The organism is Pseudomonas sp. GL-B-26 (assembly GCF_019947405.1).
In the GTDB taxonomy this organism is placed as follows: Bacteria; Pseudomonadota; Gammaproteobacteria; order Pseudomonadales; family Pseudomonadaceae; genus Aquipseudomonas.
The window spans coordinates 99,868-123,724 of the sequence record NZ_JAGYGJ010000017.1 but is presented as its reverse complement, the minus strand read 5'-3'; the positions used below and the strand labels follow the sequence as shown (position 1 = coordinate 123,724).

20 protein-coding genes and 1 pseudogene are annotated in these 23,857 nt (G+C 56.6%); 9 read left to right on the top strand and 12 right to left on the bottom strand.

From position 1 onward, the window contains the following. Both KGB23_RS13770 and glcC read right to left on the bottom strand, forming a co-directional pair. Nucleotides 1-229 (bottom strand): annotated as a pseudogene (locus tag KGB23_RS13770) (IS4 family transposase); the annotation flags it as partial. Nucleotides 230-818: 589 nt separating this feature from the next. Then, nucleotides 819-1,586, bottom strand: coding sequence for a transcriptional regulator GlcC (gene glcC, locus KGB23_RS13765; RefSeq protein ID WP_223431476.1), 768 nt, complete (start codon nt 1,584-1,586; stop codon nt 819-821). Nucleotides 1,587-1,820: 234 nt separating this feature from the next. On the opposite strand from glcC, the gene glcD reads away from it, so the two are divergent. From glcD to KGB23_RS13740, 5 genes are read left to right on the top strand one after another with little or no spacing between them, the layout of a single operon-like run. After that, on the top strand, nt 1,821-3,320 hold the full coding sequence (gene glcD, locus KGB23_RS13760; RefSeq protein ID WP_223431475.1) for a glycolate oxidase subunit GlcD: 1,500 nt from the start codon (nt 1,821-1,823) through the stop codon (nt 3,318-3,320). After that, entirely contained in the window at nt 3,320-4,384 is a 1,065-nt protein-coding gene (gene glcE / locus KGB23_RS13755; RefSeq protein ID WP_223431474.1) for a glycolate oxidase subunit GlcE, read from the top strand. The genes glcD and glcE overlap by 1 nt, the downstream gene beginning before the upstream one ends. A gap of 3 nt (nt 4,385-4,387) precedes the next feature. Further along, complete coding sequence (glcF, locus tag KGB23_RS13750; protein ID WP_223431473.1) at nt 4,388-5,605, top strand: glycolate oxidase subunit GlcF; 1,218 nt, start codon at nt 4,388-4,390, stop codon at nt 5,603-5,605. Nucleotides 5,606-5,625: 20 nt separating this feature from the next. Further along, nucleotides 5,626-6,027 carry a heme-binding protein gene (locus KGB23_RS13745; RefSeq protein ID WP_008157093.1) on the top strand — a complete coding sequence of 134 codons (402 nt, stop codon included), beginning with the start codon at nt 5,626-5,628 and terminating at the stop codon, nt 6,025-6,027. 55 nt (nt 6,028-6,082) lie between these two features. Further along, nucleotides 6,083-8,263: a malate synthase G gene (locus tag KGB23_RS13740; protein ID WP_223431472.1), complete on the top strand. Its 2,181-nt coding sequence runs from the start codon at nt 6,083-6,085 to the stop codon at nt 8,261-8,263. Nucleotides 8,264-8,377: 114 nt separating this feature from the next. On the opposite strand, the gene KGB23_RS13735 is transcribed toward KGB23_RS13740, so the two are convergent. From KGB23_RS13735 to KGB23_RS30145, 8 genes are all read right to left on the bottom strand, one after another. Further along, nucleotides 8,378-9,907, bottom strand: a complete 1,530-nt coding sequence (locus KGB23_RS13735; RefSeq protein ID WP_223431471.1) for an MFS transporter — start codon at nt 9,905-9,907, stop codon at nt 8,378-8,380. Nucleotides 9,908-10,001: 94 nt separating this feature from the next. Then, the gene (locus KGB23_RS13730) at nt 10,002-10,871 is read right to left on the bottom strand and encodes a prephenate dehydrogenase dimerization domain-containing protein (protein ID WP_223431470.1); all 870 of its coding nucleotides are present in this window, start codon (nt 10,869-10,871) and stop codon (nt 10,002-10,004) included. Beyond that, nucleotides 10,868-12,940, bottom strand: a complete 2,073-nt coding sequence (pabB, locus tag KGB23_RS13725) for an aminodeoxychorismate synthase component I (RefSeq protein ID WP_223431469.1) — start codon at nt 12,938-12,940, stop codon at nt 10,868-10,870. The genes KGB23_RS13730 and pabB overlap by 4 nt, the downstream gene beginning before the upstream one ends. Further along, the gene (locus KGB23_RS13720) at nt 12,937-13,272 is read right to left on the bottom strand and encodes a chorismate mutase (protein WP_223431468.1); all 336 of its coding nucleotides are present in this window, start codon (nt 13,270-13,272) and stop codon (nt 12,937-12,939) included. Before KGB23_RS13720 ends, pabB begins: the two co-directional genes overlap by 4 nt. 43 nt (nt 13,273-13,315) lie before the next feature. Further along, the gene (locus KGB23_RS13715) at nt 13,316-14,587 is read right to left on the bottom strand and encodes an aminotransferase class I/II-fold pyridoxal phosphate-dependent enzyme (protein ID WP_223431467.1); all 1,272 of its coding nucleotides are present in this window, start codon (nt 14,585-14,587) and stop codon (nt 13,316-13,318) included. A 22-nt stretch (nt 14,588-14,609) separates the two neighbouring features. Continuing rightward, nucleotides 14,610-15,461 carry a HemK/PrmC family methyltransferase gene (locus tag KGB23_RS13710; RefSeq protein WP_223431466.1) on the bottom strand — a complete coding sequence of 284 codons (852 nt, stop codon included), beginning with the start codon at nt 15,459-15,461 and terminating at the stop codon, nt 14,610-14,612. Then, a complete protein-coding gene (locus KGB23_RS13705; RefSeq protein WP_263288606.1) occupies nt 15,458-16,750 on the bottom strand; it encodes an NAD(P)/FAD-dependent oxidoreductase in 1,293 nt (430 codons plus the stop codon). The genes KGB23_RS13710 and KGB23_RS13705 overlap by 4 nt, the downstream gene beginning before the upstream one ends. Then, nucleotides 16,707-16,892 carry an FAD-dependent oxidoreductase gene (locus KGB23_RS30145; RefSeq protein WP_263288605.1) on the bottom strand — a complete coding sequence of 62 codons (186 nt, stop codon included), beginning with the start codon at nt 16,890-16,892 and terminating at the stop codon, nt 16,707-16,709. Before KGB23_RS30145 ends, KGB23_RS13705 begins: the two co-directional genes overlap by 44 nt. 544 nt (nt 16,893-17,436) lie before the next feature. On the opposite strand from KGB23_RS30145, the gene yghX reads away from it, so the two are divergent. Further along, nucleotides 17,437-18,324, top strand: coding sequence for a YghX family hydrolase (gene yghX, locus KGB23_RS13700; RefSeq protein WP_223431465.1), 888 nt, complete (start codon nt 17,437-17,439; stop codon nt 18,322-18,324). Here yghX and mug read toward each other — a convergent pair. Beyond that, complete coding sequence (mug, locus tag KGB23_RS13695; protein ID WP_223431464.1) at nt 18,321-18,842, bottom strand: G/U mismatch-specific DNA glycosylase; 522 nt, start codon at nt 18,840-18,842, stop codon at nt 18,321-18,323. The genes yghX and mug overlap by 4 nt on opposite strands. 8 nt (nt 18,843-18,850) lie before the next feature. After that, on the bottom strand, nt 18,851-19,477 hold the full coding sequence (locus KGB23_RS13690) for a TetR/AcrR family transcriptional regulator (protein ID WP_223431463.1): 627 nt from the start codon (nt 19,475-19,477) through the stop codon (nt 18,851-18,853). Between the two features lie 226 nt (nt 19,478-19,703). Here KGB23_RS13690 and KGB23_RS13685 point away from each other — a divergent pair, with 226 nt between their 5' ends. The 3 genes from KGB23_RS13685 to KGB23_RS13675 are packed head-to-tail and all read left to right on the top strand — an operon-like array spanning nt 19,704 to nt 23,834. Continuing rightward, complete coding sequence (locus KGB23_RS13685) at nt 19,704-20,840, top strand: HlyD family secretion protein (RefSeq protein WP_223431462.1); 1,137 nt, start codon at nt 19,704-19,706, stop codon at nt 20,838-20,840. Beyond that, nucleotides 20,840-22,324, top strand: a complete 1,485-nt coding sequence (locus KGB23_RS13680; RefSeq protein ID WP_223431461.1) for a DHA2 family efflux MFS transporter permease subunit — start codon at nt 20,840-20,842, stop codon at nt 22,322-22,324. Before KGB23_RS13685 ends, KGB23_RS13680 begins: the two co-directional genes overlap by 1 nt. Before the next feature lie 19 nt (nt 22,325-22,343). After that, on the top strand, nt 22,344-23,834 hold the full coding sequence (locus KGB23_RS13675; RefSeq protein ID WP_223431460.1) for an efflux transporter outer membrane subunit: 1,491 nt from the start codon (nt 22,344-22,346) through the stop codon (nt 23,832-23,834). Nucleotides 23,835-23,857 lie beyond the last annotated feature (23 nt).

The following is a 23,857-nucleotide window of genomic DNA, read 5'->3' as shown; positions in this document are numbered from 1 at the left end:
GTTCTGTGCGGCTGACCTTGTCATACAGCGCCGCCAAGCTGACGGGAAGATCCTCCATCTGCCGTGCAGCAGCATGTAGCGATGGTCGCAAGCCCAATGAAACAAGGGACATCAGTTCAACGATGGTTGAGAACAGAAGCTCACGCGGGTATTGCCGCTGACGATGTTCTTCGAACACCTGATCGACCCATTCGGCAGGAACAGCCTGCTCCAGTATCACTCTTGTCATGACACTGGCCGGTGTTTTTTTCTCAAACCGCGCTAGAACTTCTGCCCACATCGCTTTCGTCACCCTGACTGGAGTTTTGGGGGATTTTATCAAAGACCTTGAAAGGGCTGGCTCTTACAGCGAGTCACTTGGAGAAGCGCCAAGTAACCAAACGCTCGTGCCCCTGACGTACGGTGCCTCGCCTAGGCTCGGCATGCCCTCGCTCCGGTCCTGCTCCGTGGGCCCGCCGCCATCGGCCATCCATGGCCGGGGGCGGCTACCGCGGCATCCTTGCCGCGGTGCCCACTGCGCAGAACCTCCGCTCGGCCTTCCGACGGGGCAGATCAAGATCAAAAGCAAGATCAAAAGACAAAGCGAGGCGGCCTGATAGCCGACCTGATGTCTGTCAAGGTCATCGGCGGTGGACACCTATGTCATGCCCGCCAAAAATCCAACTGTGGGAGCGAGCTTGCTCGCGAAGGCGGACTTACATTCAACATTGATGTCGACTGACAGGGCCTCATCGCGAGCAGGCTCGCTCCCACAGGGGAAAAGCATACGCTTGAAGAGACAGGCCGGCCCGTAGGCAGTCCGCCTAAAGACCCGGGCATTACGCCCACCCCTCAAGTCGCAGCGTAGCCCGAACCAACCGTTGTTCCTCGCTTTCGATTTCCTTGAGGTTTTCGCAGATGCTCTGAATGTGCGCGATGGCCGCCTTGCGTGCCTGCTCCGGCATACGGCCGGTGACGGCGTTGTAGAGCCGTGCATGTTGGCGGTCGATCTGACGCTTTTGCGGTTCGCGGTGATAAAGGTTGTTGACCGAGGCAAACACCGTGTTCAGCAGCAAGTCCGTCAGCGAGCGCAAGGTCTGCACCAGCACCGGGTTGTGCGACGCTTCGCAAATCGCCAGGTGAAACGCATGATCAAGCCGGGCGTGTTCGGACGCCTCCAGAGAGCGGCTATGGGCATCAAGCAACGCCTCGTAGCTGCGGGTGATGAGGACGAAGTCGGCGTCGGTTCCACGCAACGCCGCGAGGCGTGCGGACTCACCTTCGAGCAGGCTGCGGACCTCGAACAAATCGTAGAGCGTGCGTGGCTGTGAGCTGAACAAGTGCATCAGCGGTGACGCGGCACCGTGCCCCGAAAGGTCGGCGACAAATGAACCTTTGCCCTGCTCTGTCTTGATAATCCCGCGAGCGCGCAACAGCTTCAGGCCCTCGCGAAGTGCCGTGCGGGAAACGCCGAGTTTTTCGGTCAGACGACGCTCCGACGGCAACAGCTGCCCGGTCTTGAGCACCCCGTCCACGATCAGCCGTTCTATGCGTTCACAGACCACGTCTGCGACTTGTGGATTGCGGCTCGTTTCTGCCCTTTCCATCGACTCTCCAACTGGTATGACCAGTCTCGCTACCAAAACCACCAATGTTCAAACACAAACATAAGCCTATGTTTTAAAACTGTTTTTTTGCACCAATAAAAAACCATCGAATAAAAAACTGGTTCGACCAGCCAAACAACACATAGACAGTAGAACGCCTCAGGCCAATCATGCAAGTCAGTGGTAAACGGACACAGACCTCCTATAAAAACAACTGAGGGTCGTCAACCGACTATGAACATTCTTTACGATGAACGCGTCGACGGCGTCCTGCCTGACGTCGACAAAACTGCCCTGCTGCAAGCCCTGCAAACGCAGTGGCCGGATCTGGAAGTCCTGCACCAACAGGAAGAGCTCAAGCCGTACGAATGCGACGGACTTTCTGCTTACCGCACCACGCCCATGCTGGTGGTGCTACCGCGCCACGTTGACGAAGTGCAAGGCGTGCTCCGACTCTGCCATGAGCGGCAGGTCGCGGTGGTCGCCCGCGGTGCCGGCACCGGTTTGTCGGGCGGTGCATTGCCGTTGGAAAAAGGCGTGCTGCTGGTGATGGCGCGCTTCAACAATATTCTGCACATCGACCCCGCCGCCCGCACGGCTCGGGTTCAGCCGGGGGTGCGCAACCTGGCGATTTCCCAGGCAGCAGCGCCGTTTGGCTTGTACTACGCGCCGGACCCTTCCTCGCAGATCGCGTGTTCAATCGGCGGTAATGTGGCGGAAAACGCCGGTGGCGTGCATTGCCTGAAGTACGGGCTGACCGTGCACAACCTGCTCAAGGTCGACATCCTCACCGTCGACGGCGAACAGCTGTCCTTGGGTTCTCAGGCGCTCGACTCTCCGGGCTTCGATCTGCTGGCGTTGTTCACCGGTTCCGAAGGCATGCTCGGTGTCATCACCGAGGTCACGGTCAAACTGCTGCCCAAACCCCAGACCGCCAAAGTGCTGCTGGCGGCGTTCGATTCCGTCGAGAAAGCCGGCCGTGCGGTGGGTGACATTATTGCTGCCGGCATCATCCCCGGTGGCCTGGAAATGATGGACAACCTGGCCATTCGCGCCGCCGAAGACTTTATCCACGCCGGCTATCCGGTCGACGCCGAAGCCATTCTGCTGTGCGAGCTCGATGGCGTTGAAGCCGACGTTCATGATGACTGCGACCGCGTACGCCAAGTGCTGGAACAGGCCGGCGCCACCGAAGTGCGCCAGGCTAAAGATGAAGCCGAACGCGTGCGCTTCTGGGCCGGACGCAAGAATGCCTTTCCGGCGGTGGGCCGTCTCTCACCGGACTATTACTGCATGGACGGGACGATTCCTCGCCGCGAGTTACCCGGTGTGCTGCAGGCGATCGCCGCGTTGTCGGCCGAGTACGGCCTGCGGGTGGCCAACGTTTTTCACGCCGGTGACGGCAACATGCACCCGCTGATTCTGTTCGATGCCAACCAACCGGGAGAGCTCGATCGCGCCGAAACCCTGGGCGGCAAGATCCTCGAATTGTGCGTGAAGGTCGGTGGCAGCATTACCGGTGAGCACGGCGTGGGCCGGGAGAAAATCAATCAGATGTGCGCGCAGTTCAATAGCGATGAATTGACCGTGTTCCATGCCGTCAAAGCCGCCTTCGATCCGAGTGGCTTGCTCAACCCCGGCAAGAACATTCCGACGCTGCACCGCTGCGCCGAGTTCGGCGCCATGCACGTTCACATGGGTCAGCTGCCCTTCCCTGAACTGGAGCGTTTCTGATGCGCAGCGAACACGATATCGACGACAGCGCCTCGCTGCTGGAACAGGTTAACCAGGCGCTGCAAAACGCTACGCCGTTGCGCATTCAAGGCTCCAACAGCAAGGCGTTTCTTGGGCGCATCGTGGCGGGCGAAGTACTCGACACGCGCAGCCACCGAGGCATCGTCAGCTACGACCCGACCGAACTGGTGATCACCGCTCGCTGCGGCACCCCGTTGGCAGAACTGGCTGAAGTGTTGGACGCAGCGCAGCAGATGTTGCCCTGCGAACCGCCCTCCTTCGGCGACGGCGCCACCGTCGGCGGCATGATCGCCAGCGGGTTGTCGGGGCCACGGCGTCCTTGGTCGGGCTCCGTTCGGGACTTCGTCCTTGGCACCCGCGTCATCACCGGTCATGGCAAGCATTTGCGCTTTGGTGGCGAAGTCATGAAAAACGTCGCCGGTTACGACCTGTCGCGCTTGATGGCCGGCAGCTACGGCTCGTTGGGTGTGGTGACCGAAGTCTCGCTCAAGGTCCTGCCCAAGCCGCGTCAAGCTTTAAGTATCAGCCTGGAAATGGAAAGTGATCGCGCCTTGCTGCGCCTCGCCGAATGGGGGCAACAACCGCTGCCGATCAGCGCCGCGTGCCACGATGGGCAGCGCCTGCACCTGCGGCTTGAGGGGGGCGAAGGCTCGGTGGCAGCGGCTCATGACCGACTCGGCGGCGAGTTGCTCGACGCTTCCTATTGGGAGGATCTCAACGAACATCGATTGAGCTTCTTCGATGAGGACCAGGCACTTTGGCGCCTGTCCGTCCCTCACAACACGCCTCGGCTTTCCCTGCCTGGCCGTCAGTTGCTCGATTGGGGCGGTGCACAGCGCTGGCTCAAGTCTGACGCGGAGGCAGCGTTCATTCGCTCGATCGTCGAAGAAGTTGGCGGGCATGTGACCTGCTATACCCATGGCCTGATCGACAGCCCGTTTCAACCGTTGCCTGCCGCATTGATGCGCTACCACCGGAACTTGAAGCAACAACTCGATCCCCGGGGCATCTTCAACCCCGGGCGCCTGTACGCGGAGCTTTGACCCATGCAGACCACCTTGAGCGAACAAGCCCGTCAGCTGCCCCGCGCCGAAGAAGCCGAAAGCATTTTGCGCACCTGCGTGCACTGCGGTTTCTGCAATGCCACCTGCCCGACCTATCAATTGCTGGGCGATGAACTGGACGGACCGCGAGGCCGCATCTACCTGATCAAGCAGGTTCTGGAAGGCAACGAAGTCACGCAAAAGACCCAACAACACCTGGATCGCTGCCTGTCGTGTCGTAACTGCGAAACCACCTGCCCTTCCGGCGTTGACTACCACAACTTGCTGGACATCGGCCGGGCGGTGGTCGACGCGGCGGTGCCGCGCCCACTCGGTCAGCGCTTGTTGCGCGAAGGGCTGCGCAGCGTCGTGCCCAATCCTGCGCTGTTCAAAGGGCTGGTCAGCAGCGGACAGATGTTCCGGGCATTGTTGCCCAACACCTTGCAGATAAAGTTGCCTCGCCGCGTCTATCCGGCCAAGCCGCGCCCAGTCACTCGCCACACCCGGCAGGTGCTGATGCTTGAAGGCTGCGTGCAACCGAGTCTGTCACCCAATACCAACGCGGCCGCCGCCCGAGTGCTGGATCGACTGGGGATCAGCGTCACACCGACCCGCGAGGCGGGCTGTTGCGGCGCTGTGGATTATCACCTCGACGCTCAGGCGGCCGGCCTGGACCGCGCCCGCCGCAATATCGATGCGTGGTGGCCGAGCATTGAAAACGGTGCCGAGGCGATTGTGCAAACCGCCAGCGGTTGCGGCGCATTCATCAAAGATTATGGCCACCTGCTCAGCAGCGACCCGGCCTATGCCGAGAAGGCGAAAAAGGTCAGCGCGCTGGCCAAGGATCTGGTCGAAGTGCTGCGCGACGAGCCGCTGGAAAAGCTCGGTATCCACAGCGCCAAACGCCTGGCCTTCCATTGCCCCTGCACCTTGCAGCACGCGCAGAAACTGGGCGGTGCGGTTGAAGCTATTCTGACCAGTCTGGGCTTCAATCTCACGCCTGTTGCCGACAGTCACCTGTGCTGCGGCTCGGCAGGCACTTATTCGCTGACCCAACCGGAACTGTCCCGGCAATTGCGCGACAACAAGCTCAATGCGCTGGAAAGCGGACATCCCGAAGTCATTGTCACGGCCAATATCGGCTGTCAGTCCCACCTCGACGGTGCGGGCCGAACCCCTGTCAGGCACTGGATCGAACTGGTCGAAGCCGCCTTGCCCTAACCGAGTACTGGAGAATCCCCATGAAAAGCAAAGCCGTACTGAGCCAGACCGAAGTCAGCCAAATCCTCGCGGCGGCACGCACCGAAGCGCAGAACAACCAATGGGCCGTGACCATCGTGATTGTCGATGACGGCGGCCATCCCCTGGCTCTCGAACGCCTCGACGGTTGCGCTCCGATTGGCGCCTACATCGCCACCGAAAAGGCCCGCACTTCGGCCCTGGGCCGGCGCGAATCCAAAGGCTATGAAGAGATGGTCAATGGCGGGCGCCACGCCTTTTTGTCCGCGCCATTACTGACGTCCCTTGAGGGCGGCGTGCCGATCATCGTCGACGGCCAGGTGATCGGCGCGGTTGGGGTGTCCGGTGTCAAAGCCGAGCAGGACGCACAAGTGGCCAAGGCCGGCGCGCAATGCCTGAACTGAATTGAGCCGGGCGCGATTTAGCGCTCGATAACACTGTGTGATGGAGATGCAAAAAGTGACCGATTTCGTGAACTGCCAAGGCCTCACGGTCGCGCCTGTCTTGCAACGTTTCGTTGATCTGGACGTGCTGCCGGGAACCGGCCTGGACCCTCAAGCGTTCTGGAGTGGTTTCGCCGCATTGGTGCATGAACTGGCACCTATCAACCGCGCGCTGCTGGCTGAGCGTGATCGCCTGCAAACCGAACTGGACACCTGGCACCGCGCCCACCCGGGACCGGTGACGGACATGCCGGCTTATCGCGACTTCCTGAGCGGTATTGGTTACCTGCAACCGCAACCCGCAGACGTCAAGGTCAGCACCACCAACGTCGATACGGAAATCAGTGTGCAGGCCGGACCGCAACTGGTTGTCCCGGCGGTCAACGCACGTTATGCGCTGAATGCCGCCAATGCGCGCTGGGGATCGCTGTACGACGCGCTCTACGGCACCGATGTGATTTCCAATGACGGCGGCGCCGAACCGGGCCGGACTTACAACCCCGTGCGCGGGGCGAAAGTCATCGCGTTTGCCCGTGGTTTCCTGGATCAGGCATTCCCCTTGAGCAGCGGTTCCCATGCCGAGGTGGCGCGCTACCGGATCGACAACGGCGCACTGCAAGCCTCCTTGAAAGACGGAAGCCAAACCGGTTTATCGAACGCCGCGCAGTACATCGGCTATCAGGGTTCACTCGCTGATCCCACGGCCATTCTGCTGAAAAACAACGATCTGCACGTCGAAATTCAGATCGATCGGCAGAGCGTCATCGGCCAGGCTGACGCCGCTGGGGTCAAGGATCTGCTGATTGAAGCAGCACTCTCGACCATCATTGATTGTGAAGACTCGGTCGCGGCGGTCGACGCCGATGACAAGGTGCAGGTGTACCGCAACTGGCTGGGTTTGATGAAGGGCGACCTGAAAGAGGACCTGGAGAAAAACGGTAAAACCATCACGCGACGGCTGAATCCCGACCGTGAGTACACCGCGGCCGATGGCAGCTCACTGTCGCTGCACGGGCGGTCGTTGCTGTTCATCCGTAACGTCGGACACCTGATGACCAGCCCGGCGGTTCTCGACAAGGGCGGACTGGAAATCCCGGAAGGCATTCTCGACGGCGTCATCACCAGCCTGATTGCCTTGCATGACCTGCGACGCCGCGTTAACTCCCGCACCGGCAGCGTCTACATCGTCAAACCGAAAATGCACGGCCCCGCCGAAGTGGCCTTCGCCGAGCAATTGTTCAGCCGCATCGAAGACCTGCTCCAGCTCGAACGTCATACCCTGAAAATGGGCATCATGGACGAGGAGCGACGCACCAGCGTCAACCTCAAGGCCTGTATCGCGGCAGCTTCCTCACGGGTCGCGTTCATCAACACCGGTTTTCTGGATCGCACCGGCGACGAGATGCACACCGCCATGGAAGCGGGCGCGATGCTGCGCAAGGGTGACATGAAAAACATCTCGTGGATCGAGGCCTACGAGCGCAACAACGTGCTCGTCGGTCTGGACTGTGGATTGCGTGGGCGAGCGCAGATTGGCAAAGGCATGTGGGCCATGCCGGACCGGATGGCCGATATGCTCAAACAGAAAGTCGCCCACCCGAAAGCGGGCGCGAATACCGCATGGGTGCCCTCGCCGACCGCCGCCACCTTGCACGCGCTGCATTACCATCAGGTCAACGTGCGCTCAGTGCAGGAGTCCCTTGAAACAACAGACTTCGGTGGCGCCAGCCCGGCACTTCTGGACGGCTTGCTCAGCGTGCCGGTCGTCACCGAGCCATCCTGGTCGGCCGATGAGATTCGTCAGGAAGTCGAAAACAACGCGCAAGGCTTGCTGGGCTATGTGGTGCGCTGGGTCGAACAAGGCATCGGCTGCTCGAAGGTGCCCGACATCCATAACGTGGGCTTGATGGAAGATCGCGCGACCTTACGCATATCCAGCCAGCACATGGCCAACTGGCTGCGACACGGGGTGATCACCAAGGACCAGACCGTCGAGATATTGCAGCGTATGGCGCGGGTCGTGGATGAGCAGAACGCTGCCGATCCGATCTACACACCCATGGCGCCGGACTTCGAGCGGTCAGTTGCGTTTCAAGCGGCCTGCGCACTGGTGTTCGAGGGATGCGCACAACCCAATGGCTACACCGAACCGCTGTTGCATAAATTCCGGCGCGTGTGTAAGCAGTCGAGGGCGTAAACCTAGGGAACAAAAGAGACTGAACAGACTGGGTGAAAACCTGGAACCTGCTTGGTAACTTCGAGCACTGAAACAGTCGGGCCGTGTGGCAAACGGCCCGACGTTCGTTTTCGATCACTGCCCTTCAGCAAGCTTCGTCTTCGGTGTCTGCAGAGCGCGCCAGGCAATCAATATCGCCATGAGTGCCAAGCCGAACGTCACCCACGAAGCCAGATTAATTCCACCCTCGAATGCACTTCCCGCCTGCGTCATCAGCTCTCTTGCCTGATCTCCTGACAACTGCACCGCTACATGATTAGCACCCGATAGCGTCTCACTCGCCAGCATCGTCTGAACCTCGCTCAAAAAGCCCGGAAGCTGCAATGCACCGCGATAGTAGGCTGTGACAAGACCACCAAGCACCGTCGTCCCCAAAACAACACCCACTTCATAGGCCGTTTCACTAATGGCGGACGCCGCACCCGCCCTTTCCGGCGGTGCTGCCGATAAAATCACATCGTTGGATACCGTCGCAATCGCGCCCACGCCGATGTTCAGCAAGGCAAAAGCCACCACCAGAACGGTCAGGCTGCTGCCGATGCTGGCGACCAACAAAAACGCCGCCCCAGCAAACGCCATCAGAATCGGTACCAGCACATGCACCGGTACTCGCCGCGCTACAGGCACGACTGCCATTCCCACTACGATCGCCATGATCTGACCAGGTACTAACGCAAAGCTGGCATTCAACGGGGACATCTGAAGGACGATCTGTAAGAACTGAGTGGTGAAGAACACAAAGCCGACGAGGAACGCGAGGCTCATCAAATTGATTAGTACGGAGCCGCTAAAGGCGCCACTTCGGAACAGACTCAGGTCCATCAGCGGCACAGGCAGACGTAACTGCCGATGCACAAACATCCACCCAGCAACTATGCCGATTACAAATGCTGTCAGCGCCATCCAGTCGAGACCATTACTGGCACTGTGTTTAATGCCGTAAACGATGGCACTGAGGGCAACCATCGATTGCAGGATGCTCAGCGGATCCAATGGCCCTGAACAGTCTTTCTCGGACTCGGGCAACAACACTGGTCCCAATACCAACAACGGTACCAATACGGGTATTGCCAATAGGAAAATCGCCCCCCAGCTGAAAAACTCCAGCAAAACCCCACCGACCAAAGGACCGAGCGCTGATCCTACCGTCAGAGTTGTTGCCCAGATCGCGACAGCGACTCTGCGCTCCTCTCGATCCAGAAACACCGAACGTATCAATGCCAAAGTAGAGGGCATCAACATCGCACCGAAAACCCCCATGCAAGCTCGCCCGGCAATCAGTTGCATGGCCGTTTGGGAATAGGCGGTCAGCACCGACACAATGACAAAACCCAAAGAACCGGCCAGTAACAACTTTCGATGACCGATTCGATCGCCCAGACTACCCATCGACACCAGTAATCCCGCCAATACCAGTGAATAGGCATCGATCATCCATAACTGCTGACTAGCGCTCGGACTCAGGGCCTCGGCAATCTTTGGTAACGCAAATCCAAGCACCGTATTGTCTACGGTCACCAGTAGTACTGGCAGCATCAGCACGGTTAGGGCAGACCATCGTTTTGATTTTGCTCTGTGTTGCGCTATCTCACTTATTAACGGCATTAGCCAAGCTCCTTATCTCCCTCAAAGTATTCACGGGAGATTTCGCAATGCTCCCGTGAAACGAACCCAGCGCACTTCCATGGCGAGGACTCGGTCAGTTCAGTAATGAAAAAACATGCTGACAATCGACGGCCCCTGAGTTCAAACGACTACCCAAAGCATTTGAAACGTCCCGTAAGTCGCATCTGAACTCGTCAAAATCCTGATTAGAGACATTATTCATCAAGCGTTCCATTCCTTCCGCCAGCGCGGCGCGCTGGCGGTTGGCTTGGTCATTTTCTAGCTGTATGTCCCAGTAGACTTCAGGCGGATTGACCAGAACCCGGGCCAGCAACGCCATCATTGTCCGCATCGGTGGTGGCATCACTTCAAGAGCGCTTTCCAGATCAAGTGACGACTTTGCCAACGCTAAACCGAACCCGAGAATTGCGGCATGGGGCAGCGCCTGACATAGCGCCATGAGTTCATCATGGGCCACCGGCGTCATTCGCTTAATCTTCATCCCAGCCCCCATCAAGTGCTGTTCGATGAAAGTCGAAGGTGAGTCGCCATCTTCCAGACAAATTGCGACGGTGCGTCCCTGTACGGAGAGCTTGGGTGAAAACATCGGATTGACGCCGACGAAAGGCTGCTGGGACGAAGCATTCTTCAATGCTCTGTAAAAAGGCTCCTGAACAGAACAAGTCGGTATGAATACAACATCGTTCGAAACGGAGCCAACAACCCAAGGTATTGCCCGAATAGCCACGTTTTCGGGCAATGCAAAGACCACTGCCACCGCCCCTTGGAAGATGTGCCCGGTGTTGCTGAACGGACTTGTGACATCGACTTCATAGAAGCCACTTTCCTGTTCGGAAGGCCTGCGATCCACCACCCGGACATCGTATCCATATTGCATAAGAATGCGGCTGATCAATGAGCCAACCAAACCCGCTCCTCCCAACACAACAACCGTGTCGCTCATAATGATTCGCTCCCTGCGACAAAACTGTAATAAGGCACGCTAGCCTTGACCAACGTTTCTTCAAGCTCTTGCTGTGGATCAGAGTGCGCAACTATCGCGCCACCAATTCCAAATTTCGCCTCGTTACCTTGGAGTACTGCTGTTCGGATGACAATACTCAGCTCCGCTCCACCACTGAAAGATAACCAGCCTAATGCGCCTGAGTAGACACCACGGGCAGAGGACTCCAATACGTCAATAATTTCCATCGTGCGTTTCTTCGGAGCTCCCGTCATTGAGCCTCCCGGGAAACAAGCTCGAATAGCTTCGATTGTTGAAATATCCGAGCGAAGGTGGCCACGAACTGTTGAGACAAGTTGGTGGACCGAGGAAAAGCTTTCTACTGAGAAAATCTCAGGAACATGAACGCTCCCTGGACGGCACACTTGATTCAAATCATGGCGCACCAAATCTACAATCATTAGGTTCTCGGCCCTGTCCTTGGCCGAGCTACGTAGCTCATCCCGTAGTATTTGGTCCTCTGCGAATTGTTTACTACGCGGCCTGGTTCCCTTGATCGGTCTGGACTCGATCAATCCGCTGTCATCGATTCTGAGAAAGGTTTCGGGCGAAGCGCTTAATACTGAAAATCCTGCAAACGAGAGGTAGGCACCGTAGGGTACGGGGCTAGCCTCGCGCATTCGCCAATAAGCACTCAAAGGCGCACCGCTGTAAGCCATTTTTGCCCTATTGGTCAGGCAGATCTCGTATGACTCCCCATCGGTGATGTACTTGAGAGATTGATTGATCTTACTGATGTAATCATCTGGCCCGTCCTCAAGCGAGAGCTTCAGCTGATCTACGGCACCTGGAATAAACGAATTGCAATCACCAGCTGACTCATCATTACGATGGAGAAAATCAGGTAAGGAAGGCCAATCCACAGCATCGTCAGTCGCAGTCATCAGGCATTCATAGACCTTGTCTTCATGATGATCAAAGACAAAGAAATGCGGCGCAAACATGAATGAAGCATCCGGATAAACCGAACGGTAAATTTTGCATCCACCCGCCAAAGCTTTCAATTCGTAACCGAGAAAGCCAACAAAACCGCCCTTGAAAACAAACGGCAAGTACTGAGGGGTCGCCACCTGCACAGCTTCGAAGATCTGTGCAATCAGTGTAAAAAAGTCTCCTTTGATACTTTTTTTACCTTTGGGGCCCTCAAGCTTCAGGCACTCATCGTTAACATCGTACTCAAGCCTTATCGCTCCTTGCGCCTCCCCACTACCCATGATCGAGTAGCGAGCATTAGGTCTTTCTGACTTCTCGCTGTCTAGCCAAAAAGCATAACGATCATCTGTATAGAGCGTTGAAAATACTGCTAGTGGATCCGTGCATTCGGAAAACTCGCGATAGGCAAGCTGCATATTCAGCATCCCCCCTACTGCGACGTATGCATCTTTTGATGACGTACATTCCGTGTCTGATTCTAAGTGAGCTCTAGCACTGACGTTATGTTCCAGCGCCATGCGTATGAAGTTGCTCAATAGCGCATGGCCATACTCTGAATCGATGGATTCGGGGTGGAACTGGACACCCCAAACCGGTCTAGTGATATGTTCGATTGCCATGACCACACCTTCAGACGTCCAAGCCGTACATTGGAGCTCTGCTGGGAGGCTGGTACACATCAACGAATGGTATCTGACCACTTCGAACTGCTCCGGTAAATCTCGAAAGAGCCCTTTACCGGAATGAGTAATCCGACTGCGGTAGCCATGCACAGGGCTGGGAGCGTACCCCACAGTCCCCCCAAGAAATTGAGCGATGCCTTGGTGTCCTAGACAAATACCAAGCAACGGGACAGGAGAACGGAGAATGACGTCACCGCACACACCAAAATCAGCCTCCTGACCGGGGTGCCCTGGACCGGGCGACAGCACTACAGCATCATATTTTTCGATGCCCAATTCATTGTACGAAAAGGTATTTTTGACTACATCCGCGCAAATACCTGTCACCTCATACAAATACTGAGCAATGTTCTGGGTGAAGGAATCAAAGTTATCAATCAGCAATATTTTCATGAAGGCCGCCCCTCAGCCAGACACCGATTAATCAGGACATCTTCCTGAATACACGTCTCTTCTATAATCAGTTTGAATATCGACTCGGTGTATTCTGCCCTCAATCCTACCGCCTCCGATCTAGTCTTAATCATATCGAGCACGTAGGAAATTCGTCCGGGTTGCATCATCGCAATGCCATGGACGGCTTTGAGCTCGGCAATGTCCATGCACACTTTCATTCGCTCAGAGAGCAGGTCGACAACTTGCAAATTTATCGAGTCAAGCCGCTCCCGCTGCGGCTGCAAAATGTTAGACGTGCCTGTCGGTGATAACTGTCCCTGTTGTTTCATCTTTTGCACCTCCGTTTGCCAATTTCTGGTAGAGAGTCGTCAGTCAGGCGTGATCCTGCTCATTGATAGCAGGCACCCATAACCCCTTGTTCGTCATAGCCCCTAGAGCAGCCCCCAATAACTTGATGTCTTTGCCACTGTGGTCTGCTGAAATTGCAAAACGCAGCATCGCTTTGCCTTTGGCAATGATTGGGTAAAACACAGGAAAGAGCAGCATGCCTTGGTCACGCAGGGTTCTCGCAGCCTGCAAGCCGGCCTCCTCTGTGTCAAAGAAGGCTCCTCTGACGGGTGACTGGATACCTGCGTTGAGCAACTGGTTGTCGGTGAGGGAATCTAAAAGGGCGACATTTTCCCAAAGTCGCCGTTGCAGCATATCGATCTCGTCACTGAGATGGATTTTCGCCGAGGCAACGTTAGCCGCCAGCATGGGCACCATAATGGAATGACCAAATATCAGCGGATTGGCCAGGGTTCGGATAACTTCAACATCCCGTGGATCTGAAACCACGACAAAACCACCCGCGCCACCAAATGCCTTGGAGAGAGACCCTGCCAGAATAATATTTGCAGGTAATGAGTGATCAACCGCTGAAAAGGCATATCCCGCACCATGACGTCCGACGATCGAAATACCATGAGCATCGTCTACGTATAGGTATCCCTGTGCCGACTCTAGCTGCCGAGAGAGCTCGGCGATGGGTACAAGACCACTCATCGAGCCAATTCCATCGATCAAGAGCACAGGAGTTTCACCTTTGTCGGTGCAGACTTTCAGCGCTGTGGTCATTGATTCTTGGCTGGTGGACTCAACTCTAGAAACAGGTCCGAACTGCTCCAAAATCCCCCTAAGTACCTGCATCGAAGCATGGGCGGTTTTATCCATCAGCCAGTGGATTCGTTTTTTGACTGGATACCCACTCAACGAACCACTCCCCAGCAACGGTAAAACACCTAAATGGACACTGCTGGTAGAGGTAAACACCGCAACGCCGCTACCTCCGTAAATCTGAGCAAGCAACTCTTCCAGTTGAGGGAGGTAACTTGGGCGCATCGCACTTCGAGAAGACGACAGGTGTAGTCCGGTAGTTTCCATAGCCTGGTGTGCGGCATAGATCAATGCAGAGTGGGTTTCCAAGCCCAAGTACGAACAGGAAACAAACTCTGTGAATGTGCCTCCGTTCTGCAAGGTAATGTGCTTACCCACACGACTCGCAACCGTAAAACCTGTCAGCCCTTCCTCGTAAGCCTTCGCCAGTGCACCAGTGGTGTTGCCGCGACGAATGCTCATCCAGTCTTGTCTAGTTTGCACATCCATAGCTAAAGTTCCTTTCTGAAAATCAATGAGATTTGCATCCGATGGTCATTACTGAGCTGCCCGAGGCGTCGGACGCTTCCTTATCGATTACAGTTTGTGTATTTGTCAGCTGACTCTGCTTGAACAGTTCACGCACCGCTCTGGCCTGTTCCTCGCCGTGCTCAATGACTAGCCAACCTTCACGACTAAGTAACTGGTTCGCGAGCGAGATGATTTGCCGTATCAGTTCAAGCCCATCGACCCCGGAATAGACCGACTCCCGTGGATGGTGATTGCTCCACTCAGGTAACAACTCTTGGGACTGTGGGACGTACGGAGGATTAGCGACAATCAAACCAACCTGATCTGTGAATCGCGTAAATGCCTGTTTGTCGCGAATGTCTGCCTGCAAGTGATTGACCTGCCCCCCCTTGCAGGCCAGTCGATCGATGTTGCGTTTGAGATACTGCATCGCTATCTCATCAAACTCCACACATGTCACTTTCAGATCCGGTCTGCGCCGTGCGATCGCCAAGCCAATCGCGCCGCTTCCGGCACACAAATCGAGAACAGTAGCTCCCGGTCGCAGCGCAGCACTGGTCTCCAGCCATTTGTGAATGATTTGGCTGTGAGGGCGGGGGATAAACACGCCGGTACCAACCACCAGCGGCATTTCGTCAAACTCCACCATGCCAACAATATGCCCGAGAGGAATTCGGTTACAGCGTTCTTTAACCGCTAACATAAATTCATCGAGCGCACGGCTTTTATCCACCCGTTCGATATAGCGATCTATAAGACAACTCAAGTCGGCTTCCAAGTCCCAGACCCCAGACGCTTGCAACATGGCCCGCGCTTGACTAATAGCAAGATACTCACGATCTGTAAGACTCATGACCACTCCTTGTAATACTGCGAAAGTCTTTTCAAAATTGACTCATACAGATAGGAGAATGCGACCAACTCCGGCGGAGGCGTAAATGACGGGTGCAAGTCATTTATAAGTTGTTCGTAGTTGCGCGAAAGTCCTTCATCCAGCAAAGGAAACCAGTAAGGTTTTATATCCCAACGATACTCATATCCTGTGGCAAACATCTGCTGTACCGTTTCCCTGACCGTATTCTCGCGGGCAAACCCAGATAACGGAGCACGCACAGGTTTGAAAGGGCTGAGATCTAGATCGGGAGTCTCTATATCGGTAAGGCAATCAGCTATATACCGCGCAAGCAATGGTGATTGGTGCAGGCCGTCTCGGTAGGTGCCTGTTGCAAGCCAAAGACCTTCAATGCCGCACTCGCCAATCAATGGGAAACCATCTGCCGGAATTGGTCTGTTGCCAACCTGTATGGAAATGATTTCAGCACCATGAAGGTCCAGATTCAACTGATCAACAGCACAGTCAAGCAAAAACTGAACATCCGATATGAGAGCCTGTTGTTTAGGCTGCTCGGAAATTATATTAGTAGCTCCCAAATACAGGACCCCGTCCCCACGAGGGACACAGTGCAAGCCGCACGCAAAAGCACGATTTGGCGTCCGTATGACAGAACTAGGCAACTCAACCCCTTCTGGCATTTTCACGAGAATTGAAACGCCATATCCACTGAACAACGGTGGAATTTTCTTTACGAGCTCGTCGAAATCACTAAGCAGGTCTAAAGATTGAACGCCTGCCGCAATCACAACCTTTTTAGCCCAAAGAACCTCTCCATTGCATAACTCAATGCCGGTGACTACTCCACCCTCACCCAACACGCGTTGGGCGTTCTCATTTTTCAGAGTGCCGCCCTCGGAGACAAATGCAGCATCCAGTTTCTCCAGCAAAAGATGAGAGTTCACGGAATGCTCGTTTGGTATGTACAGCCCACGCAAAGGGCGAACCAGATGGTTGGGCTTCAGCCACTCCATTTTGCGTGGATCAACAGTTTCGAACGGCTCACCATACTCACGAAGGGTTCTCTCGATGGTGTCGTAGTTAACGCTGTCCACCTCATCCATGCCGGCGGTGTTGAGCAGCACATGGGTCCCAATCGCTGTAAACAACGAGCTGGAATCACCCGAAGAAATTGCCAAACGCTCCGCCCAACTTGACCACAGGTGTTGAGCTTGTCGGTCCATGTCTAATTTCAATCGACCAAAATCACTTGCCAGCAGGCCGCTTGTTAACCTCCCCGAAACATCCATTCATCGCTCCGGCAGCCCTTGACGCTGCATTTGTACGATCAGTCTCACCGACTCGACAGACATTTAAACCACGCGTGGACAACTCATACGCGATTGACCCACCAACTGCTCCTGCACCTACAACAATGACGTCGAACTCCATGTTTTGACCTCAGACGATTACCCGCAATGTAAGAAAAATCAACTTTTCTCGTTGGAAAACAGAACACTTCTATAATTTCGTTACATTACGATTCAACCGACTATTTGTTTCATATTGTATCTTCGAAATAATTCTACACACATTGCAGTGGAGCTAAAGCGCTGAAACTCCGCACTTAGATCACAGATTGCCCAGTCAACTTAAAAAATCAGTCTATAAAAACTTATTAAAAGTTACATAATTAGTAAAAACAATTACTCTAAAAATCGACCATCACAGATTGTGTGAAAACTTAGCTACCGCCTGATGATTCGAGCTTGGCCGTAAGTGAGCTTGTGGCGATCGACAGTAGTAAGTTCCGGGCAGCCGCGTCCTAACCCAAAAGCAAGCCCCCAAAACAATCTCGGGCGTTTGCTTGAGCCACCCTCTTCGCGTTTTCACCCCGTCTGCGAGGCCTCTTTTTTGTGAACAGCTACGCTCGACAGGTATCGCCCACCCTGTCCAACCGACAGAGCAATCGGCCCGCCCAAGAGGAAGCGCACAGATGACCCGTCTCACTGCGAAAGACTTTGCCCCGGAACTGCTCGAACTGTACGACTACTACGCCCACGGCAAGATCAACCGACGTGAGTTTCTGGATCGGGCGGCGTTGTTCACCTTGGGCGGTTTGGCCGCCAGCGCCCTCCTCGCCGCGCTGAGTCCGAATTATGCGCTCGCCGAGCAGGTTGAATTTACCGACCCGGACATTGTTGCCGAGTACATCACCTATCCATCCCCCAAGGGCAACGGGCAGGTTCGTGGCTATCTGGTGCGTCCGGCGAAAGCCACCGGCAAGGTGCCGGCGGTGGTGGTTGTGCATGAAAATCGCGGGCTCAACCCGTACATCGAAGACGTCGCGCGGCGTGTGGCCAAGGCAAGCTTCATCGCCCTCGCCCCTGATGGCCTGACGTCGGTGGGCGGCTATCCTGGCAACGATGAAAAAGGCCGGGAGCTGCAGGCGACCGTCGACCCTGAAAAGCTCATGAACGACTTTTTCGCCGCCATCGAGTGGTTGATGAAGCATGACGCAACCACTGGAAAAGTAGGGATCACCGGGTTCTGCTACGGCGGTGGCGTCGTCAATGCGGCGGCCGTGGCTTATCCAGAACTGGCGGCTGCCGTGTCTTTTTATGGCCGACAGCCAGAGACCAAGGATGTCGCCCGCATCAAGGCGCCGGTGATGCTGCACTACGGCGAACTGGATACGCGCATCAACGAAGGCTGGCCCGCCTATGAGAAGGCACTGAAAGCCGCGGGCAAGACCTATGAAGCGTACATCTACCCTGGGGCCAATCATGGTTTCCATAACGACTCCACGCCTCGATACGATGAGGCCGCGGCCAAGCTGGCCTGGGACCGGACGCTGGGGTGGTTTCGGCGGTACCTGGCTTAATGGTGAGGTTGCTCGCCTGTCGCTAAATAGAGTTGGCGGTACGCGCCCACCAGTTGATCAAGTGTGAACGCGCGATTTCTCCCACTGGGATTGGGCAGGATCCATACCGAGGCATTGCCGAAGGTCTTTGGCTGAAGCCCCCATGCAATGTCTCGTTGGCCGGATAGCGCGCAATACGCCGCTTTACCGAGAAACGCCACAAAGCGTGGCGCATGACGCACGATCTTTTGTTCAAAGTCTGCAGCGGCAGCGATGAATTCATGGGCAGCCAGCTGATCCGCTCGCGCCGTAGGCCGTTCCACCACGGCCGTTAATCCACACTGATACTGCAAGATTATCCGATCGTTTTCCGGGCGCACCTCCTCAGGCGTAAAGCCGGCGAGATGCAGCGTGCGCCAGAAGCGATTGCCCCGGCCCGCAAAATGATGGCCTTGGGCAGCGGCAGTTACGCCTGGGTTGATGCCACAAAAAATCACGGCTAGCTGTTCGGCAAGAATATCGTCGAGTCCTTCACTCACAGTGAACCTCACACACCGCAGATCACGTTGACCGCACTGCGGGCAAGCTCGGTCAATTCAGCGCGGGATTTGCCCGCCCGTGCACGTATGGAAATGCTATGCAGCAGGGATGACGTGAGTACCGCAAGAGCTGCCGGGTCAACATCGCCTTTCAATTCGCCGGAACTGATGGCCGTTCGCAGACGCGTTTCGAGATCGGCATCGAGCCTGCTGAGCCGGTCCGACAGCACGTCTCGTATTTCAGAATCTTCGACGGCTTCGGTCGTCGCCGTGCCGATTGCAAAACAACCGCGCGGTTGGCCGTCACCCGAGAAGTAGATCGACAACTGCCCCTCATAAAACCGCATCAATGCCTGGCTCAAGGTCAGTTCGTTGTCCGTCAGCGCCTCCTGCATGGCGGCAGCGGCAAACTCCCAATACTGCTCAAGCGCTTTGATATAGAGCGCGTGCTTGTCGCCGAATGCCGCATAGAGGCTTGGGCGATTCATGCCGGCGGCCGTGGCGATGCTGTCCAGAGAAGCGCCGGAATATCCGGTGCTCCAAAAAACATCAAGTGCCTGCAAAAGCGCTGTCTGCGGGTCATACGCGCGTGGACGGCCGCGGCCTTTCGCCTCTGTAATCTTTTTTTGTGCCATGTCGTACAAAATCCTTGAATGAAGATGGGCTCGGGGGATATTCTTACACCATCGCACAAAATTAAGGAACCAGAAATTCCTTGGCTTTGAGGTTTGTTGTAGCGGAGCTCGAACTGGGTATTGCGGCGACGAAACAGAGGCGGCGGAGCGATCCTCCTGACCGCACACGGTATGGCTGTTTTTGTGGGTGTTAGCCCGACTTCCCGGTTAATAGGTGCATTCGATCATGACCAAACAGTTCGACATCCCAGCTACACAGACCTTCGAGCATCCAGGGCCGAACCCGTCTGACTTGCCCATCAAAAAGCCGTTAAAAGAGAAATTACGGCCAGTGCTGATGGTGGGTTTTCCTCTCCTTTTCGCCGCGGTTGGTTACGCCCACTATGTAGCGGGCGAGCCCTTTGTTTCGACCGATAACGCTTACGCCCGAGTGGCGAAGGCATCGATCAATGCGCGCATTTCCGGGCAAGTTGTCGAGATCGCAGTCGAGGACAATCAGCCTGTCCACAAGGGCCAGATTCTGTTTCGGATCGACCCGAAACCACTCCAGATCGCCGTTGACCGTGCACAAGCACAACTGAGCGTCGCGCGACTTCGTATTGATGGCCTCAAGGCCAGCTACCGCCAGCAGCAGGCTGAAATGCAATCGGCCAAAGAGTCGGCCGATTTCGACCAGCGGGAGTTTGCCCGCAAGAAGGCGCTGGTCGCTACCGAGTTCGTCTCGCGCGCCATTTACGAGCGCGCCGACACCGACCTTAAAGTTGCCCGACAACGAATCGCGTCGGTCGAACAACAGATCGCCAGTACGGTCGTTGCCTTGAACGGTAATCCGAACATCGAAGCCGATAGTCACCCATCGGTTCGCGAGGCCAAGGCTCAGCTCGACGAGGCGCAGCTGTATCTCTCGTACGCGACGGTGTATGCGCCGGACGATGGCATCGTGGCCAAGGTCGACGATTTACAGGTCGGCAACTACGTCAACAACGGTGCGCCAGCCTTTGCGCTGCTGTCCGATCGCGAGATCTGGGTAGAGGCCAACTTCCGCGAAACCGACGTGACCCACATGCGTCGAGGCCAGGAAGCGACCATCAGTATCGATACGTATCCTGATCGCATCTTCAAAGCCCACGTGACCAGCATGAGTCCGGGTGCTGGATCGGACTTCGCATTGCTGCCGCCGGAAAACGCGACCGGCAACTGGGTCAAGGTTGTCCAGCGGGTGCCGGTCCGACTCGAACTCGATGAGATGGACCCTGCCCTGCCCCTTTTCTCGGGCACCAGCGCCACGGTCAAGGTCGATACCGGGTATCGCACGCCTTGGTGGCATCCGCTCAAGGCGCTTTTGACCGCGGGTAACTTCTGATGAACGCCAAACTTGCAGGACCTCAAGGTGCGGGGGCATTAAGGTTCGCCGCGCTGCTCGCCACCTATATGCAGTCGGCGAACCTGCCGCTTCCGAATGCGGTACTCAGGTTGATTCAGGGCAGCCTGTCGATGACCGACGACCAGGCTGGCTGGATATTCACCTCGTACCTGGCTGCCAGCGCCATCACTATGCCGATTGCGCAATGGCTCGCCGGGCGCTATGGCTTGAAGCGGGTTTACCAAGCTGCGCTGGCCTTCTTCGTCCTTGGCTTGCTGCTCGCTACGCAGGCAACGACGTCTTTGGAATTCATTGGCGCGCGCATTGTTCAAGGCCTGGCGAGTGGCGTGCTGGCACCGCTGTCGATGGCGATCGCGCTGGAGACATTGCCACTCGAAAAGCGTGCGAAATTTGGTGCGACGTGGACGGCCATCGTGCTGTTCGGCATCGTCAGCGGCCCGAGCATCGGTGGTTGGCTCGGCGAACATTTCGGATGGCGCCCGATCTTCTACATCAGCCTTCCGTTATCGGCGTTTATCTTCCTCGCAATGGCGCTTTTGCTTGCCGAGAAAAAGGCCGAGAAACGTCCGTCGTTCGACTTCTTTGGCTTCGGCAGCTTCACGCTGGGTTTGATCAGCCTGCAAATGTTGCTCGACCGTGGTGAACGCCTGGACTGGTTTTCCTCGACCGAGATCTGGCTGGAAGCGATCGGCTGTGCACTGGGGCTCTACCTGTTCGCTGTGCATGTGCTGACCGCGAAGGTGCATTTCCTCAACAAGCGTTTGTTCAACGACCGCAACTTCGTGCTGTCGACGGTCATCTTTTTCGCCGTGGGTTTCGTGCTGTTGTCGACCATGGCGCTGACCTCGCCGATGCTCGACGAGATTCTCGGCTACCCGCCTGACACCACGGGCTCCCTGACGATTCCGCGCGGGATCGGGCTGGTCGGTGCGTTCCTGTTGATGGGCCGTGTGCCCGAGCGTTTCGACCGCCGATTGTTCGTGGCGGCAGGCGTCGCCGTGGTGATTTATGCCAACTGGCTGATGCTCGGCTATTCGCCGCTGATGGACTGGTCGCCCGTGGCGGTGGCGGGTGCAATCCAGGGGATTGGCATCGGCATGTTGATGCCGTCGCTGACCAAGGTCGCGTTCAGTACGCTCGACCCGACGTTACGCCCGGAAGGCACCGGTCTGTTCAATCTGTCACGGGTGTACGGCAGCACCCTGGGCGTTGCGATTGTGCAGCTGTTTTTCTTCAACAACACGCAGGCGATGCACATGGCGCTGGTCAGCAACCTGACGCCGTATCGCGCCGCTGCGCATTCCGCGCCGACGTCCCTGCAAGCACTGGCGGGGCTCAACGAAATGATCACCGGCCAGGCTGCTTTTATCGCGGTGGTCGACCAGTTCAAGATTTTGATGTTCGCGATGCTGGTGGTCAGCCCACTGGTTGTCTTTCTTCGCAAGCCCGTTCCGACCAACTAGTTTTCGTGGAGTTTGCCAAATGAAATCCCATGCGCGCTTCATCAATAGACAGACGTTCAAAACCACGTTCGCCGCGGTGTCGGCTCTTGCATTCCTGACCGCTTGCACCGTCGGCCCTGACTATCAAATGCCGCCACCGAGCCTGTCGCAGCACTACGACCAACAGGCCGAGCAGCGTCTTGGCCAAGGTGGCAACAAACCCGGTGAACAGCACATTGACCTGGGCAAGAAGGTCAACGGTGACTGGTGGTCTGCGTTTCGCTCGCCGAAGCTCGACAAGCTTGTACGTCGCGCCATTGACGGCAATCTTGAGCTCGTAGCGGCAGACGCGACGATCCGGCAAGCGGCTTCCTTCGTCGCTGCGGCGGAAGGAGCGCTGTATCCGCAGGTCGACTTTGGCGCCCAGGCTGGCCGCCAACGGGTGCACAACGCGAAAGAACCTTCCATCTCCAATTTCTATGCGATTGGGCCACGGGTTGGCTTCGACCTTGACGTTTTCGGTGGTAACAAGCGCCAGGTCGAACAACAGCAAGCGTTTACCGATCTGCAGAAGCATCGCTACGAAGCGGCGTACCTGACCCTGACGGGCGATGTCGCGAGCCAGGCGTTGTTGCTGGCCTCGGCCAACGCGCAGATGGCAGCCGTCGAGAAGTTGCTCGCCAATGACGCAAAGAACCTCGAACTGGTGCGCATGGCGCACGCCAATGGCAGCACCACGCAGATCGATGTTTCGCTGGCCGAAACGCGGCTCGCTCAGGACCGCACGCTGTTGCCGCCCCTCGCCCAGCAGCGTGATTCGGCCCGCCACGCGCTCTCGATTCTGACGGGGAAAGGCCCGGCTGACTGGATCGCACCTGACTTCACGCTCGCCGAGTTTGCCTTGCCGGCAAACGTGCCCGTCAGCCTGCCTTCCGAAATGGCCCACGACCGGCCGGACGTACGGCAAGCAGAGGCAGAACTGCACATGGCCAGCGCCGCGGTTGGCGTGGCGACGGCCAACCTCTATCCGCATGTCGAGTTGTCTGCGTCTCTTGCACAAGCGGCTTCCGGCAATGGCGGCGCCGCACTCTGGGGTTTCGCTGCCGGGCTCACGGCGCCCATCTTCAATGGCGGAACGCTCAAAGCTGAACGCCAGGCCGCCGTCGACGGTTACAAGGCAACCCTCGCCGGCTACCAGCAAACCGTCATTAATTCGTTCGGTCAGGTCGCCGACACGCTGCAAGCAATCAATCATGACGCCGAGGAAAATCTGGCGCAGGAGGACGCGTTGCGAGCGGCTGAAACGAGTTTTCGGTTGAACCAACAAGCCTATGCGCAGGGCGAGAACAGCATTCTCCAGGTGCTGGAGGCTGAGCGTGCTTATGAGCAAGCGTTACTGGGCCAAATCAGAGTGAAGACTGCGCAGTACCTCGACACGGTGCGGCTGTACGTGGCACTCGGCGGTAATTCCGCCGGTGTGTTTGAGCAACGAGTGGCCAGTCGCGAAGACCAGAAACCTTCCTATCAGTAGCGCCAGACATTGGAGTAAAAGAT